General features: G+C 47.7%; 16 protein-coding genes. 2 read left to right on the top strand and 14 right to left on the bottom strand.

The window, feature by feature from the left end; translation table 11 throughout:
- Positions 1 to 80 precede the first annotated feature (80 nt).
- Positions 81 to 617 (top strand): cupin domain-containing protein, encoded by a 537-nt coding sequence (locus tag MKY82_RS12560; RefSeq protein ID WP_071218227.1) that lies wholly within the window; start codon positions 81 to 83, stop codon positions 615 to 617.
- A 100-nt stretch (positions 618 to 717) separates the two neighbouring features.
- Here the strand turns inward: MKY82_RS12560 and MKY82_RS12555 are convergent, their stop codons facing one another.
- The 5 genes from MKY82_RS12555 to MKY82_RS12535 form a co-directional block, all read right to left on the bottom strand.
- Positions 718 to 1,122 carry a FixH family protein gene (locus tag MKY82_RS12555; RefSeq protein WP_339296193.1) on the bottom strand — a complete coding sequence of 135 codons (405 nt, stop codon included), beginning with the start codon at positions 1,120 to 1,122 and terminating at the stop codon, positions 718 to 720.
- A 277-nt stretch (positions 1,123 to 1,399) separates the two neighbouring features.
- A complete protein-coding gene (locus tag MKY82_RS12550; protein WP_339296192.1) occupies positions 1,400 to 2,191 on the bottom strand; it encodes an HAD family hydrolase in 792 nt (263 codons plus the stop codon).
- A 37-nt stretch (positions 2,192 to 2,228) separates the two neighbouring features.
- Positions 2,229 to 2,753, bottom strand: coding sequence for a hypothetical protein (locus MKY82_RS12545; protein WP_339296191.1), 525 nt, complete (start codon positions 2,751 to 2,753; stop codon positions 2,229 to 2,231).
- Positions 2,754 to 2,914: 161 nt separating this feature from the next.
- Complete coding sequence (locus tag MKY82_RS12540; RefSeq protein ID WP_194542056.1) at positions 2,915 to 3,121, bottom strand: DUF896 domain-containing protein; 207 nt, start codon at positions 3,119 to 3,121, stop codon at positions 2,915 to 2,917.
- A gap of 265 nt (positions 3,122 to 3,386) precedes the next feature.
- On the bottom strand, positions 3,387 to 3,758 hold the full coding sequence (locus MKY82_RS12535) for a LysM peptidoglycan-binding domain-containing protein (RefSeq protein WP_194542055.1): 372 nt from the start codon (positions 3,756 to 3,758) through the stop codon (positions 3,387 to 3,389).
- A gap of 175 nt (positions 3,759 to 3,933) precedes the next feature.
- On the opposite strand from MKY82_RS12535, the gene lexA reads away from it, so the two are divergent.
- Positions 3,934 to 4,560 carry a transcriptional repressor LexA gene (lexA, locus tag MKY82_RS12530; RefSeq protein WP_006209658.1) on the top strand — a complete coding sequence of 209 codons (627 nt, stop codon included), beginning with the start codon at positions 3,934 to 3,936 and terminating at the stop codon, positions 4,558 to 4,560.
- 89 nt (positions 4,561 to 4,649) lie between these two features.
- On the opposite strand, the gene MKY82_RS12525 is transcribed toward lexA, so the two are convergent.
- The 9 genes from MKY82_RS12525 to MKY82_RS12485 form a co-directional block, all read right to left on the bottom strand.
- Positions 4,650 to 5,438, bottom strand: coding sequence for a hypothetical protein (locus MKY82_RS12525; RefSeq protein WP_339296190.1), 789 nt, complete (start codon positions 5,436 to 5,438; stop codon positions 4,650 to 4,652).
- Positions 5,431 to 5,967, bottom strand: a complete 537-nt coding sequence (locus MKY82_RS12520) for a sigma-70 family RNA polymerase sigma factor (RefSeq protein WP_339296189.1) — start codon at positions 5,965 to 5,967, stop codon at positions 5,431 to 5,433. Before MKY82_RS12520 ends, MKY82_RS12525 begins: the two co-directional genes overlap by 8 nt.
- A 283-nt stretch (positions 5,968 to 6,250) precedes the next feature.
- Positions 6,251 to 7,579: a type I glutamate--ammonia ligase gene (gene glnA / locus MKY82_RS12515; protein WP_194542052.1), complete on the bottom strand. Its 1,329-nt coding sequence runs from the start codon at positions 7,577 to 7,579 to the stop codon at positions 6,251 to 6,253.
- Between the two features lie 60 nt (positions 7,580 to 7,639).
- Entirely contained in the window at positions 7,640 to 8,050 is a 411-nt protein-coding gene (locus tag MKY82_RS12510) for a MerR family transcriptional regulator (RefSeq protein ID WP_006209652.1), read from the bottom strand.
- Between the two features lie 82 nt (positions 8,051 to 8,132).
- Positions 8,133 to 9,386: a methionine gamma-lyase family protein gene (locus MKY82_RS12505; RefSeq protein WP_339296188.1), complete on the bottom strand. Its 1,254-nt coding sequence runs from the start codon at positions 9,384 to 9,386 to the stop codon at positions 8,133 to 8,135.
- Positions 9,387 to 9,531: 145 nt separating this feature from the next.
- On the bottom strand, positions 9,532 to 10,824 hold the full coding sequence (hflX, locus tag MKY82_RS12500; protein ID WP_339296187.1) for a GTPase HflX: 1,293 nt from the start codon (positions 10,822 to 10,824) through the stop codon (positions 9,532 to 9,534).
- A 121-nt stretch (positions 10,825 to 10,945) separates the two neighbouring features.
- The gene (locus MKY82_RS12495; protein WP_194542049.1) at positions 10,946 to 11,929 is read right to left on the bottom strand and encodes an AAA family ATPase; all 984 of its coding nucleotides are present in this window, start codon (positions 11,927 to 11,929) and stop codon (positions 10,946 to 10,948) included.
- 82 nt (positions 11,930 to 12,011) lie between these two features.
- A complete protein-coding gene (locus MKY82_RS12490; RefSeq protein ID WP_194542048.1) occupies positions 12,012 to 12,665 on the bottom strand; it encodes a YdcF family protein in 654 nt (217 codons plus the stop codon).
- Positions 12,665 to 13,222 (bottom strand): DUF402 domain-containing protein, encoded by a 558-nt coding sequence (locus tag MKY82_RS12485; RefSeq protein WP_071218240.1) that lies wholly within the window; start codon positions 13,220 to 13,222, stop codon positions 12,665 to 12,667. Before MKY82_RS12485 ends, MKY82_RS12490 begins: the two co-directional genes overlap by 1 nt.
- Positions 13,223 to 13,312: the final 90 nt, after the last annotated feature.

The following is a 13,312-nucleotide window of genomic DNA, read 5'->3' as shown; positions in this document are numbered from 1 at the left end:
AATCCACATTTGCAGATGACAAATGCTGTGAGGGGGGCTATAATACATATTAATCCAACGGGAGAAAGAGGGTTAAAGCTATGGCAGAGATTGTGATTCGCAATACGAACGAACGCATTACTGGGGAAGAGAATGTTCGGGAATTCCTGAATAACCAAGAGGTTGTTTACGAGCACTGGAATATGGAAAAACTCCCGGCAGCGCTTCAAGAAAATTTCAAGCTGAGTGATGACGATAAGAAGCGCATTTTGGACATCTTTGATGAAGAAATTCGTGACTTGGCTGCAAGACGCGGCTACAAAATCTGGGATGTCATCACACTATCCGAGTCCACGCCTAATATAGAGGACCTGCTGAAAAAATTCGAAGAGGTTCACACCCACTCGGAAGACGAAATCCGTGCGATTGTCGGCGGTAAAGGAATCTTCATTATTAAGGGCTCCGACGATGTCGGTTACTTTAATGTAGAGCTTGAGCCAGGCGATGTCATTTCCGTACCGGAAAACACGCCTCACTTCTTCACATTGATGGAGAACAAGCAAATCATCGCCGTTCGTCTTTTCATTGAGGAGAACGGGTGGGTAGCCACACCGGTAGAAGATCCTCAATTCCAATAAGCCTTAGGGCCCATGGAAGCTGATTGAATAGGAAAATGGAATAAGGCAGCGCAACAATCCGCTTCCCGGATCATGCGCTGCCTTATTTATTAACGATGCGTTACTCTGCTACCTTCAGTTCCTTTAACGGCATGGAATGTTGTCCTCTCGCCGTGACATGTGAAACAATCCGATAGGTTCCTGCCTCATCGAAGGTTTTCTCCATTTTGTATACCCCGCCTTGATCATGCTTAACCGGGACCTTCGCCTGAACGCCGCCGCCTTCCAGCGTGACTTCAAATTCCACAGCGTTCGCATCTTCCACCGGACTTCCGGCTTGCGTTACCTTCGCTTCGATCAATACCTTCTCGCCAGCCTTAATGCTCTCCGGTGTCAGTGACAGCTCGACGATGATGGGTTCGGCCATCACATCGTCACCGGATTCTGCCTTGCTGTCATTGCATGCGGCAAGCGCAACTGCCATCAGCACCATAGCTGCAATTAGCGCCATTTTTTTTCGGTTCATGCTCTACACCTCTTTTACACAATAGGGTTATGTATTGGTTCATTCACGTAATGGTCATTTCCAAACCTCGTTAAGTTACCTATTCCATTATATCTCATTATTCTGTTACTTCTATCTCATGCAGCTTACAATTGTGTGACGTTTATCATAGCCAGCTGCAAGGTTGAAGTCCGATCGTATAACCAACAAAAAACAGCCGATAACCGCAGAATTCCGCAGTTATGGCTGTTCCTATGTACAATCGAATACCAAGGGTGTAGGCTTTTTATTGCATGGTTTATAGGGATGCTATGATGGCATGCAGCTCCGATAAATGTTTGATCTCAAACTTCGGTTGAATGGAAGGATCATGTGGTCGGTTTACCCGATTGATCCAAACGGTATGCAGTCCAGCCGCATTTCCGCCTTTAATGTCTGTGGTCAGCTTATCTCCTACCATCACGGCTTGATCCGCCTCGACACCTAACAAGTCGAGTGCATGCTGGAAGATGGAAACATCCGGCTTTCCTCTGCCAAAATCGCCAGATATGATGATATGATCAAAATAAGGAACCAGTTCTGGAACACCGTCCAGCTTCTCCTGCTGCAGATCCGGGCTTCCGTTCGTAAGAAGCAGCAGCTTTACATTCCCCTGCAGTTCCTTCAGAACTTCAAACGTTTCTTCATATACGTATGGTCTTGTTCTGCGTTCAGCAGCGAATTGTTCGGCCAACGTCTGGGCCAAGGTTTCATTATCAACGCCCAGGCGCTGAAGTCCGCGCCGCCATGATTCCTTGCGGTATACGGGTGCCAGCTCCTGCAGCTGTCTGAATTCAGGCTGTGATCCAGCCGTAAAATTAGCCCACAAGCCTTCAAAAGGGTTAATTCCGATCATTTTGGTAAAAGCAAAGGTATCATAGGATTCATATAATGCTCTCGCTTCTTCCCGTACTGCGGCCAACAGTGCTTTGGCATCAACGCCGGTCTCGTCCGCTCCGGCCTGGCAAGTCACTTCAAACGCTTCTTCCACACTACGTTCATCCCACAACAACGTATCGTCCAAATCCAACAAAACCGCAGCTATCGGCATGTCTCTCCCACTCCTCATATACACTGTGATCTATTTGTTAATTATGCTCCACTGGAATTTGATGAGTCTTTGCGAACTCTTCCAATCTTTCGCCCATCGCTTTCGTATCATAAAAATTCATCATGCGCGAGAATACCCAGTTGCCTGCTTTTCCCTTGCCTTGAATCACAACAGAGCCCGAAGCCAATTTGATTTTCTCGATATCGGATACAGCCAAACGACGTTCCCGATTGAACTTCATCGTGGATACGGAAGCACGCTCAATCTTCAGGTAAGGCTTGCGTAAGAAAATCATAAGCGCCAACAGAATATACAAGCTGACACCAACCCAATTCAACACGTCATTGCTTCCGCCGGCTGCCTGTGACGTCGCCGTTCCGAGAAGCGCATACAAACCAGCCAATGCAACAAGCACTAACGGAAGTACATACTTACGCCCTTTAAACACGTCATGCTTATCATTAACGGCAGAGCCTTGGTACGAGGTCAGCCCCTGCTTCTTACGCTGCTTGTTGAGCTGTGACATATTTTTGTTGACTTTTCTTTCCCATGATCGTGACATATGGTTCCCCCTGGACTCAATTTCAAAATATTACCAATTCATATAAACTTGGGGTCACCGTATTCGATTCCCACGAATAATCGGCACCCCAAGTATTATAATTCTATCCTTCTATCTGGTCTCTGAATCCACTGTTGTAGATCCAGATGCCAGTTCATCGACTAATGCTTTAATCGCGGGCCGCCTTTTTGTTCATTTTCATCAACCCATTCGATCGATTCCAGCTGTTGTCTAAAGTTACTGCGAATATTGTTAAGGTATATTTCCCGAAGCTCAGCCCGTTCTTTGAGCTCTTCCGCGGTCAATCCCTCACTCTTCTGTTTTCTTGCTAGTACATTGATGCGTTCAACCAAAGTATCGATGTCCATGACTTCTCCTCCAATTCCGATATCATGTATAACTTAAACATGTGAAAAAGAGCTTGTCAAGGCAACAGCGCCCTTACAAACTCTTATTAAGAACAAATATGAACATATGATGCCTATATATGGGTTCCTCATTGTTAAGAAATCAATACTCGTCTATTATAAACACGCTTATACTGCGTGAAATCACATCGTCAGGCAAGACTACAAATATGAAGCGAGAAGTTGAGACATATATAAGGAAAGAGCCTCTCGTAGTATCATCCCATTACCAGACTGGTAAAGACAACACCTCTCCGGCCTGTATATCCGGACCTTTCAATCCGTTCATTCTTCGGATGCTATCCAGATATACTCGTGTATCCATATCTGCCGGTTTATGAAGGGAAGCAATCCGCCACAAACTATCACCATATTGAACAATAACCTGCTTCTCCCCAGTAGGCTTGTCCATCCCCCCGGCAAAAACAGAGTATGCCCCTGTCCAAAAAGAAGCTACGATCAACAGGATGAATAAAAGCTTTATAAAAGGAATGGATGCCATTCTGGACTTTAATTGGTGGATCCAAGTCTCCGGGGACTTCATCGTTTGCACTGGAACGTTCTCATAAATGCTGCGGTATGTACTGTATTTCAACATGGAATCATCATCTCCCAAACAAGTGTTCTCTTATGGATTTATATTAACACGAACACTTGTTTGATTCAATACCCAAAAGAACATTTGTTCTATTTTTATTTAGAACTTATGTTTGTACGAACGGAAGTTCTATGTTATAATTTTCCCAAACGTTACTAAATGGGGTTGATACGGCATGTCGAAAATATCCAGCCGCCAGCTGGCGATCTTAGAGTTTATCCGCAACGAAGTTCGTAGCAAGGGTTACCCGCCTTCTGTCCGGGAAATCGGAGAGGCTGTCGGACTAGCTTCCAGTTCAACGGTCCATGGACATCTTGACCGTTTGGAGAAGAAAGGCCTAATTCGCCGTGACCCTACGAAACCAAGAGCAATCGAGCTGCTTGGCCAAGAAGAGTCCGATAGCGCGAATCTGTTTACCCACACCATTGCCAGAGTGCCTGTTGTTGGTAAAGTCACTGCAGGTGTTCCTATTACAGCCATGGAGAACATTGAAGATTATTTCCCGCTCCCGCAGCATTATGTAGGAGACGATAAGGTTTTCATGTTGTCGGTTGTCGGTGACAGTATGATCGAAGCTGGCATTCACAGCGGTGACTATGTCATTGTGCGCCAGCAGCAAACTGCAGACAATGGCGACATTGTAGTAGCGATGACAGAAGAAGACGAAGCAACTGTAAAGACCTTCTATAAGGAGAAGGATCATGTAAGATTGCAACCGGAGAATCCTACCTACGAGCCACTGCGCCTGAACCATGTTACGATTCTCGGTAAAGTAATCGGACTCTTCCGGGATGTCCACTAATCTCATAGATCTATGAATAAGAGGTTACCTCCCTTAATTGGATGGTAACCTCTTGCTTTTTCTATACAGATCACGAAACTTGATCATAGCTAGTTTGTATGCTCCATAATGCCTTGTTTAAGATCCAGCCGATACATCCGTGTAGGTTTATAATCCGGCGAGCCTTCCCCACCCGGTCCCTCCGTGGACTGCAGAACAAGCTTATTGTCTTTCACCATGGGTGCAGTACCTGGTCTGTAATAGGAAGTATAGGACACCGTTAATTCATCTTGAAACCTGAGCTGCACAGCCTTGCCCGTATCATGCTCCACGGCGAATGCGTAGATCTGTATGGCATGACAGTCCTGATATTGCGGTGCAAGTATAAATACATCCGCATCCTGAAACGGCAATCGAACCATATGGACAGCTGCAGAAGTTGGCTGAATAAAAGTAAGATCATCCAGCGTGGTTACTTCATCCGTAACTTCATTATAGCTATATCGTACGATGTAGTTTCCGGTAAACGATTGGTCCGTTTCGATACCGAAGCAGCTAGGAGCTCCCAGTGTCGTGATTTTTTCCTTTTCCACAGCAACCACACTGAGCCTTCCCTGATCTGTAAAGCCTTGCGCCCGAATTGTCTCCTCGTTATGTGGTGGTACATCCCCAGCTCTCTGTTGTTCCTCAACGTCAAAAGGCAGCTGTATGGCAAGTAACATAACCAGAAGCAGCAGCACGCCTGTAAAGCCAACTTGTAGATACTTTCGGCGCTTAGGCCTACCTTCGTCACGGATCACGGACATCTGGACGTTTTTTTTCATTTCAGCCGTAAATTTATCATTTGGAAAAGGTCCCTTTGAAACCCGGGAATACCAGTCTGGTTTATCCTCATTCATCTCCATTCTCCTTTAACAGGTTCTGCACTTTTTTCCTTGCCCGATACAGTCTGGATTTTACGGTACCCGCCGCTAGGTTAAGGAACTCCGCAATCTGATTGATTGACATCTCATAGTAAAGGTCCAAGATGAGCACCTCCCTAAACTTCCTGGGTAAAGTCATAATCATGGCCCATATTTCATCCGTGTACTGCCCGTCCAGATACTCCAGTTCCGCGGACCGACTTGACGCATCGATGTGCAGTCTGTCCTTAAGGGTCACTTTCCGAAAGAAAAAAGCCTGTTTGTACCGGAACGCGGTATGTCGTGTGATCGTGAGCAGCCACGTTTTTAACGACGCCTGACCGCGAAATGTATGTATGCCAAAATAAGCTTTAATAAACACATCTTGAGCAATATCGTCTGCCAGTGCTTGCTGTTTGGTCAGAAAATAAGCGTAATTCCAGATATCATTTCCGTACAAGCTCATGATTTTATCCAGTGTCTGTGTGTCCATCACCGTCATCTGCTTCAAGTATTCCAGTTCCAACCGATTCACCTCATCTAATTAGAGTCATGGAGGTCAGCAAAGGTTCCCCTCTTCCGAAAAAAACAAAAAAAAGAATCTCCCCTTATAGAGGGTGATTCTGTAGTAGTTGCATTCTATGAACGATTCTCCATAACCATAAGTCAAAATGATTACTATTATTAATGAGCTACCCATTCTAAAATAGGGGCATTTTGGGGGTGAAACAAGAATAACTATCATTCCACCACCATCTGCCCCCAAAAACAAAAACCCCTCACGCCTTACGGCGCAAGGGATTCCTCTATTAATACATCGTAATGTACTGATCGCGTTCCCATTGGTGAACTTGCGTGCGGTACATGTCCCATTCGATTTCTTTCAGCTCATAGAAGTGAGCCAACGCATGATCACCGAGTGCATCGGAGATGACTTCGCTGCGGATCAACTCGTTGAGTGCTTCCTTCAGGTTTGCAGGCAAGCTAGGGATGCCTTCCTCAATGCGCTCTTCTTCCGTCATCACGTAGATGTTACGGTCAATTGGAGCCGGGAGCGACAGCTCGCGCTTAACGCCGTCCAAGCCTGCTTTCAGCATGACAGCCAGAGCCAGATACGGGTTAGCCGCCGGATCCGGGTTACGCACTTCGATGCGCGTGCTGAGACCACGGGACGCAGGAATACGAATCATCGGACTGCGGTTACTTGCAGACCATGCAACGTAGCAAGGTGCTTCGTAACCAGGCACGAGACGCTTGTACGAGTTAACCGTTGGGTTCGTGATCGCGGCAAACGCGCGTGCATGCTTAAGAATACCCGCCATATAGTGCCGAGCCGTTACGCTCAAGCCAAGCTCATCACTCTCGTCGACAAACGCGTTCTCTCCGCCTTTGAAGAGCGATTGGTTACAGTGCATGCCGGAGCCGTTCACACCGAATAGCGGTTTTGGCATAAATGTTGCAATCAGTCCATGCTGACGAGCGATCGTCTTCACTACCAATTTAAATGTTTGAATCTGGTCAGCTGCTTTAATCGCATCTGCATATTTGAAATCGATTTCGTGCTGGCCGGGAGCAACCTCATGGTGAGAAGCTTCGATTTCGAAGCCCATCTCTTCCAGTGTCAATACGATATCGCGGCGGCAGTTCTCGCCAAGATCCGTAGGCGCGAGGTCAAAGTATCCACCTTGGTCATTGAGCTCCATGGTCGGGTTGCCTTTTTCATCGGTTTTGAACAGGAAGAATTCAGGCTCCGGACCGACATTCATGGAAGTGAAGCCCATCTCTTCGGCTTCTTTCAGCGCTCTCTTCAGAATGCCGCGCGGATCTCCTGCAAACTGTGTGCCGTCAGGCATGTAGACATCACAGATCAGACGCGCAACGCGATCCTCGGATACCCAAGGGAAAATCATGAAGGTATCCAGGTCCGGGTACAGGTACATATCGGATTCTTCGATCCGTACATAACCTTCGATGGATGAACCGTCGAACATCATTTTATTATCAAGCGCTTTAGGCAGCTGGCTGACAGGAATTTCAACGTTTTTAATCGTTCCAAGCAAATCTGTAAATTGCAAGCGGATAAATCGAACATTTTCTTCTTTGGCAATGCGTAGAATGTCCTCTCTGGTATAACTCACTTTATCCTCTCCTTTTTAAATAAAAACTAGATTGAATGATGAATTACAGCATGGCAATCCTTATTTATTAAAAAACCGGGATAATTCCCCTTGAATCAATGAAACCTGACCCGGTCTTTTAGCGGTAATCAATTCCTGCTTCAGCAAACGTCGCAACTGGGACTCAGACATCTCACGGCGTCTGTTCTCGGTATCAGGAGTAATGACGGTAGCCTCTTCTGACTCCTTCGTGACAGGGTTCATTACTTGCTTAATGCCGGCGATATTAACACCTTTTTCAATCAAAGCCTTAATCTCTAGCAGTCGCTCCACATCATTGAAGGAAAACAGGCGTTGGTTGCCCGACGTACGGGCTGGGACAATTAAGTTATGCTGCTCATAATAGCGAATTTGTCTGGCAGATAGATCCGTAAGCTTCATAACAATGCCTATCGGAAATAACGCCATATTCCTCCGAATCTCATCACCCATATCTCATCAACCTTCCAAGTGGTCTATTCTGATCCTATTGTACATTTCCTGATCAACCACGTCAACCGCATGTAAGGATAACTCACAACAATTTACGATCTTTCATGCTTTGGAGGGCCATAAGCACACCATATTTAACATGGGAGTAGGTTAAGCCGCCTTGCATATAACCGATATAAGGTGATCGGATCGGCGCGTCCGCTGATAATTCGAGGCTTCCTCCCTGAATGAACGTACCTGCCGCCATGATTACGGGATGTTCATACCCAGGCATATCCCAAGGTTCAGGCACCACATGACTATCGACCGCCGCGGCCTGCTGAATCCCTTGAACAAAAGCGATCAGATGATCCGCACCGGTAAACGATACAGCCTGAATCAAATCGGTTCGCTCATCCTGCCAGCCCGGCTTGGTTGTGAATCCTACCGCCTCAAACATCGCGGCAGCATAAATGCTGCCCTTAACCGCTTGTCCAACCGTGGATGGTGCCAGGAATAATCCCTGATAGATCCCTCTGGTCGTTCCCAGCATAGCCCCCACTTCTCGTCCGATGCCGGGAGCAGTCAGCCGATAGGCCGCCTTATCGACATAGGCTGCTTTACCGCATATGTAGCCGCCGGTTTCAGCAATGCCGCCGCCAGGGTTTTTGATAAGCGAACCTGCCATCAGGTCAACGCCCACCTCCGTCGGCTCCAATCGCTCCGTAAACTCGCCGTAACAGTTATCAACGAAAACGATCAAACCCTTGCGTATAGACCTGATCCGGCTGACCATGTCACCAATCTGCGATACCGTGAACGAAGAACGCCAATCATAACCTCGGGAACGCTGGATACCGATCACCTTAGTTGAAGGCGTGATGGCCCTCTCTACCCGCTCCCAATCAATCTCCCCTTGTTCGGTTAGCGCAACCTCCTGATAACCGATTCCGAAATCTCGAAGGGACCCGGTGCCGTCCCCGGGTTCGCCAATCACTTTATGGAGGGTGTCATAGGGACGGCCCGAAATATACAACAGCTCATCTCCAGGCCTTAACACACCAAAGAGTGCTGTTGAGATCGTATGGGTACCGGAAGCAAAATGCGGCCTTACCAGGGCAGATTCGGCTCCAAATACGTCCGCATAGACTTCATCCAGCACTTCACGGCCGCGATCATTGTATGCATACCCGGTGGAAGCCGCAAAATGAAAATCACTCACCTGAAACTTCTGGAAAGCATCGATTACCTTCCACTGATTAAAATCAACAATAGCGTCGATCTCCCGTATACGCTGACCGATTTTGGACTCAATCTCACTGCTCAATTCGAGTATATCTTGCGAAAATCTTGCCATGACTAACTGCTCTCTCCTCTTATACACATGATGTCTCACATCTTAACATATATTTTTGTTGCATAGAACTCATCCACCTCGAGCCGCCCTGAACACGCAATATAAGCCCCTGTACAGGGGCTTATATTGCATTTCCTACCTATGACTAAGATCCATTCTGAACGTAATCATGGAGCAAATAACCCATTTTCTCATAATCCGCTTTATTGATCCGAACCTCATAGAGGATATCATTCTCATCAAAAGACTGCTCCAGTACATCTCCGACACGGTATACAACCGAATTCAGATCTCCGCGGTCAGCCGGAATCCGGAACGTCACGTTCCCTCCGGACAGCTGGTCCTGAATCGCTTCGCGTACCGTTTCCAAATCCTGATCCTCATACGCGCTGATCTTTAATTGTCCATCCCCCGTCGGCAGCATTTCCAGCTGGCCCGGCTCACAAGCATCCTTTTTGTTAAACAGAACGATCTGCGGTTTATCCGCTGCCCCCAGATCCTGGAGGATGGATTGAACGACAGCCATCTGTTCGTCCCGCATAGGCGAAGAAGCATCTACCACATGAAGGATCAGATCGGCTTCGTTGGCTTCTTCCAGCGTCGCACGGAACGCCGCTACCAGATCATGAGGAAGGTTCTGGATAAATCCTACGGTATCCGTAAGGACGACTTCTTTGCCGCTCGGAAGCTCCAGCACGCGCGAAGTGGGATCCAGCGTAGCAAACAATTGATTTTCAATATATACGTCTGCTGCCGTTAAACGGTTCAACAATGTCGACTTCCCGGCATTGGTATAACCGACGAGAGCAACCTGCACGGCCCCGCTCTTCTTCCGGCGCTCCCGATGGAGCGTCCGGTGCCGGGTGACTTCATCCAGCTGCCGCTTTAGGTCGCTGATTCTGTCCCGAATATGCCTGCGGTCGGTTTCAAGCTTGCTCTCCCCCGGTCCGCGTGTCCCGATCCCTGCTCCTAGCCTGGACAGGTTCTTGCCATGTCCCGACAACCGCGGGAGCAAATAAGTAAGCTGCGCTAATTCCACCTGGATAATCCCCTCACGGGTCTTCGCCCGCTGAGCGAAAATATCCAGTATCAATTGAGTCCGGTCGATAATTTTTACATCGAGCGTTTCTTCCAGATTCCGAACTTGCGCACCGGATAATTCCTGATCAAATATGGCCGTTGTTGCGCCCAAGCCTTCAATTGCCATGCGCAGCTCTTCGACCTTTCCTTTGCCGATAAACCACTTGGAATCCGGAACTTCGCGATTCTGCGTAATGACATCCAGCACCTCCACTCCTGCGGTTTCAGCAAGCTGAACCAACTCCTGGAGCGAGTGTTCCGGGTTTATTCCCGAGCGTTTAACCGCATCCGTCACCAAACTGACCAAAACGGCTTTATCTTCGATCTCTGTCCGGGTATCATGCGTTATATTTGTCATATAGCCAACTCCTTCTAACATTACGTCTCCTAATTTAACTAACCGCTGCTGCCCGCAATAAACATTATGATCCAAAGAAAGCAGCGCTACCCCTTCATTATGTTCGAAGACAAGCTTAAAATCATTGTATTTTTCCGTTTAACTTAAAGTCCTCCGGCCGCAGGGTCATAAGCTCCAGCTTGCCGGGATTACCGGTTACGTACTGATTCAGCAGCCGAACCGATTGATTCCTTATCGATTTCTCGATGACATTCCGTACATAACGCGCATTACTAAAGGCGTGCAGTCCGTGATCCTTCTCCATCTGCAGGTGTTCCTTGAGCTTGCTCAGCGACTGTGGCATCAAGATATAATCCCTCTCCTTCGCCATCAGCTCCGAAATCTGTATCAATTGATCCAGATTGTAATCCGGGAAGTCCATCTGGATCGGAAAACGGGAATACAGGCCGGGATTCGAATCCATAAAAAAATCAATCTCATCACTGTAGCCTGCCAGAATAAGAATGAACTGGTTTTTATGATCCTCCATCGCCTTGACCAGCGTATCGATCGCTTCCTTGCCAAAATCCTTCTCGCCGCCGCGCGCCAAACTGTAAGCCTCGTCGATGAACAGGATCCCTCCAAGCGCTTTTTTAACCAGCTCTCTGGTCTTTTGTGCCGTGTGACCGATATATTCACCTACGAGATCCGCCCGTTCCACTTCGACCAGATGACCCTTATTAAGCACGCCCATCTTCTGAAACAGCTTTGCCACGATACGGGCGACTGTTGTTTTCCCTGTTCCGGGATTTCCTTTAAAAATCATATGGTACACATGACCGCCGCTTAATAAGCCTGCTTCCGAACGCATCTGGGCCACTTGAAGCAAAGCATAGATTTCAAATACCAGGTCTTTGATTTGTTCAAGACCTACCAGTTGATCCAGCTCTTTCTGTATTTCCTGGAATAGACTGTGCTGGGAAACAGGGTTTGGCGAAGGGGCCGGTTCGCGTTCTGGAACCGCACTGCTGATGAGTGGAGGTTCCGCGCTGCGGAGCACGACATTAATCTGCCTGGATGGCCGTCCTTCAGATCGGCCGTTAGCGGCCGTTACACGCCCGTTCATTGCTCCTCACCTCTTTATCCAAAGGGCTGACTATCTATTCCAATGTATTCTATTTACAGCCTGCTTATTAGAAGTTTCGTCCTCATAGGACACCCATGGCGATCAACAGCCGATCGGCCGTCCATTTCGTATACGCCAGCACTTCCCTAGACTTGTGTTTGGCCATTGGCAAAACGGTAGATTCCGTCAGCGATATAGAAGGACGATCATAACCAAGGGTTGTCGCAACCTCCATCGCCCTCGTCCCGTGATAGTCATGGGTTACTATAATGGCGGTCTTCCACCCATGCTCCTCCATTATTGCTTGGCTGAAGAGCAAATTCTCGTAAGTGCTCGTAGCTTCGTTCTCCAGGAAGATTTGTTCTTCGGGTACGCCCGCGTCGACCAAGAAATTTCTCATCCCTTCGGCTTCGGTAAATGGATACCCGGGCTTATCAAGGCCGCCTGAAACGATAAAGGTATCAAAACGGCCTGCATGGTATTCAACCAGTGCATGCTCAAGCCGTTCGCGAAGCCCAGGACTTGGCTGATCTCCCCACATGGAAGCGCCCAAGATGATGCCGACATCCGCCTTTTCCGACGGACTGCTGACTGCGCTTTCGATCTTCCAATATGCATAACCTGACCATAGCACTCCAAGAACAACGAGAGAGAGCAGGGTAATCATCCCTCTCCGATACCATGCTCTCTTCTTAGTGCCTGCTCGTGGCAGACTCTTATGTATTTCCTGACGCATTATTTCTTCCTCCTGAACTCTCCGTTATGAAATAACTGGTCGCGATGCTTCAGAGACATCATAAAGTAAGGGAATTCATGCGCGTCGATGGCCCGAAGCAGATTCCGCGCGGTCACCTTGGCAAGCCTGTAATCATCCCGCGTAATGTCATTCCGCCCTAAGGCGTCCTCAAGCTCATCTTCATCCAGCAAGAACACTTCACCATTTTTGACGACAACAACGTCCAAATACAGATCATCAAACCAAGGGACACCCTGATCCGTTACCCCTTGTTTCTTGCAAATATCGATGTACCATTGAACAATATTTCGTTTGTCATCAAACATGGCTGTCACGATGAAATGGCTGTCCTTCGGATAATACTGCAGCCATGAATAACCTTTGTCCGCGATTCGGTAAGTATGACGGCCATACGTCTTCCACAACGGTTCTTTCAGGCCATATATGGTATATAACGTGAGATACCCTGTAAATTGCTCACATTCCACATACCGGGAAGTGAAGTGCCGGCGGGTGATACGGCGCCAATTCGCCCGATCTCCGAATTTACGTTTCATGGAACTTTTCCTCCCCATTCGTATTCCCAGCTTACCACATTTGGGTTTCACACTCAAAACAAAGAAGCCTCCGCAATCATGCGGAGGCTT

Source organism: Paenibacillus sp. FSL W7-1279 (assembly GCF_037969845.1).
Classification (GTDB): domain Bacteria; phylum Bacillota; class Bacilli; order Paenibacillales; family Paenibacillaceae; genus Paenibacillus_AQ.
This window is presented reverse-complemented; position numbering and strand designations above follow the sequence as displayed.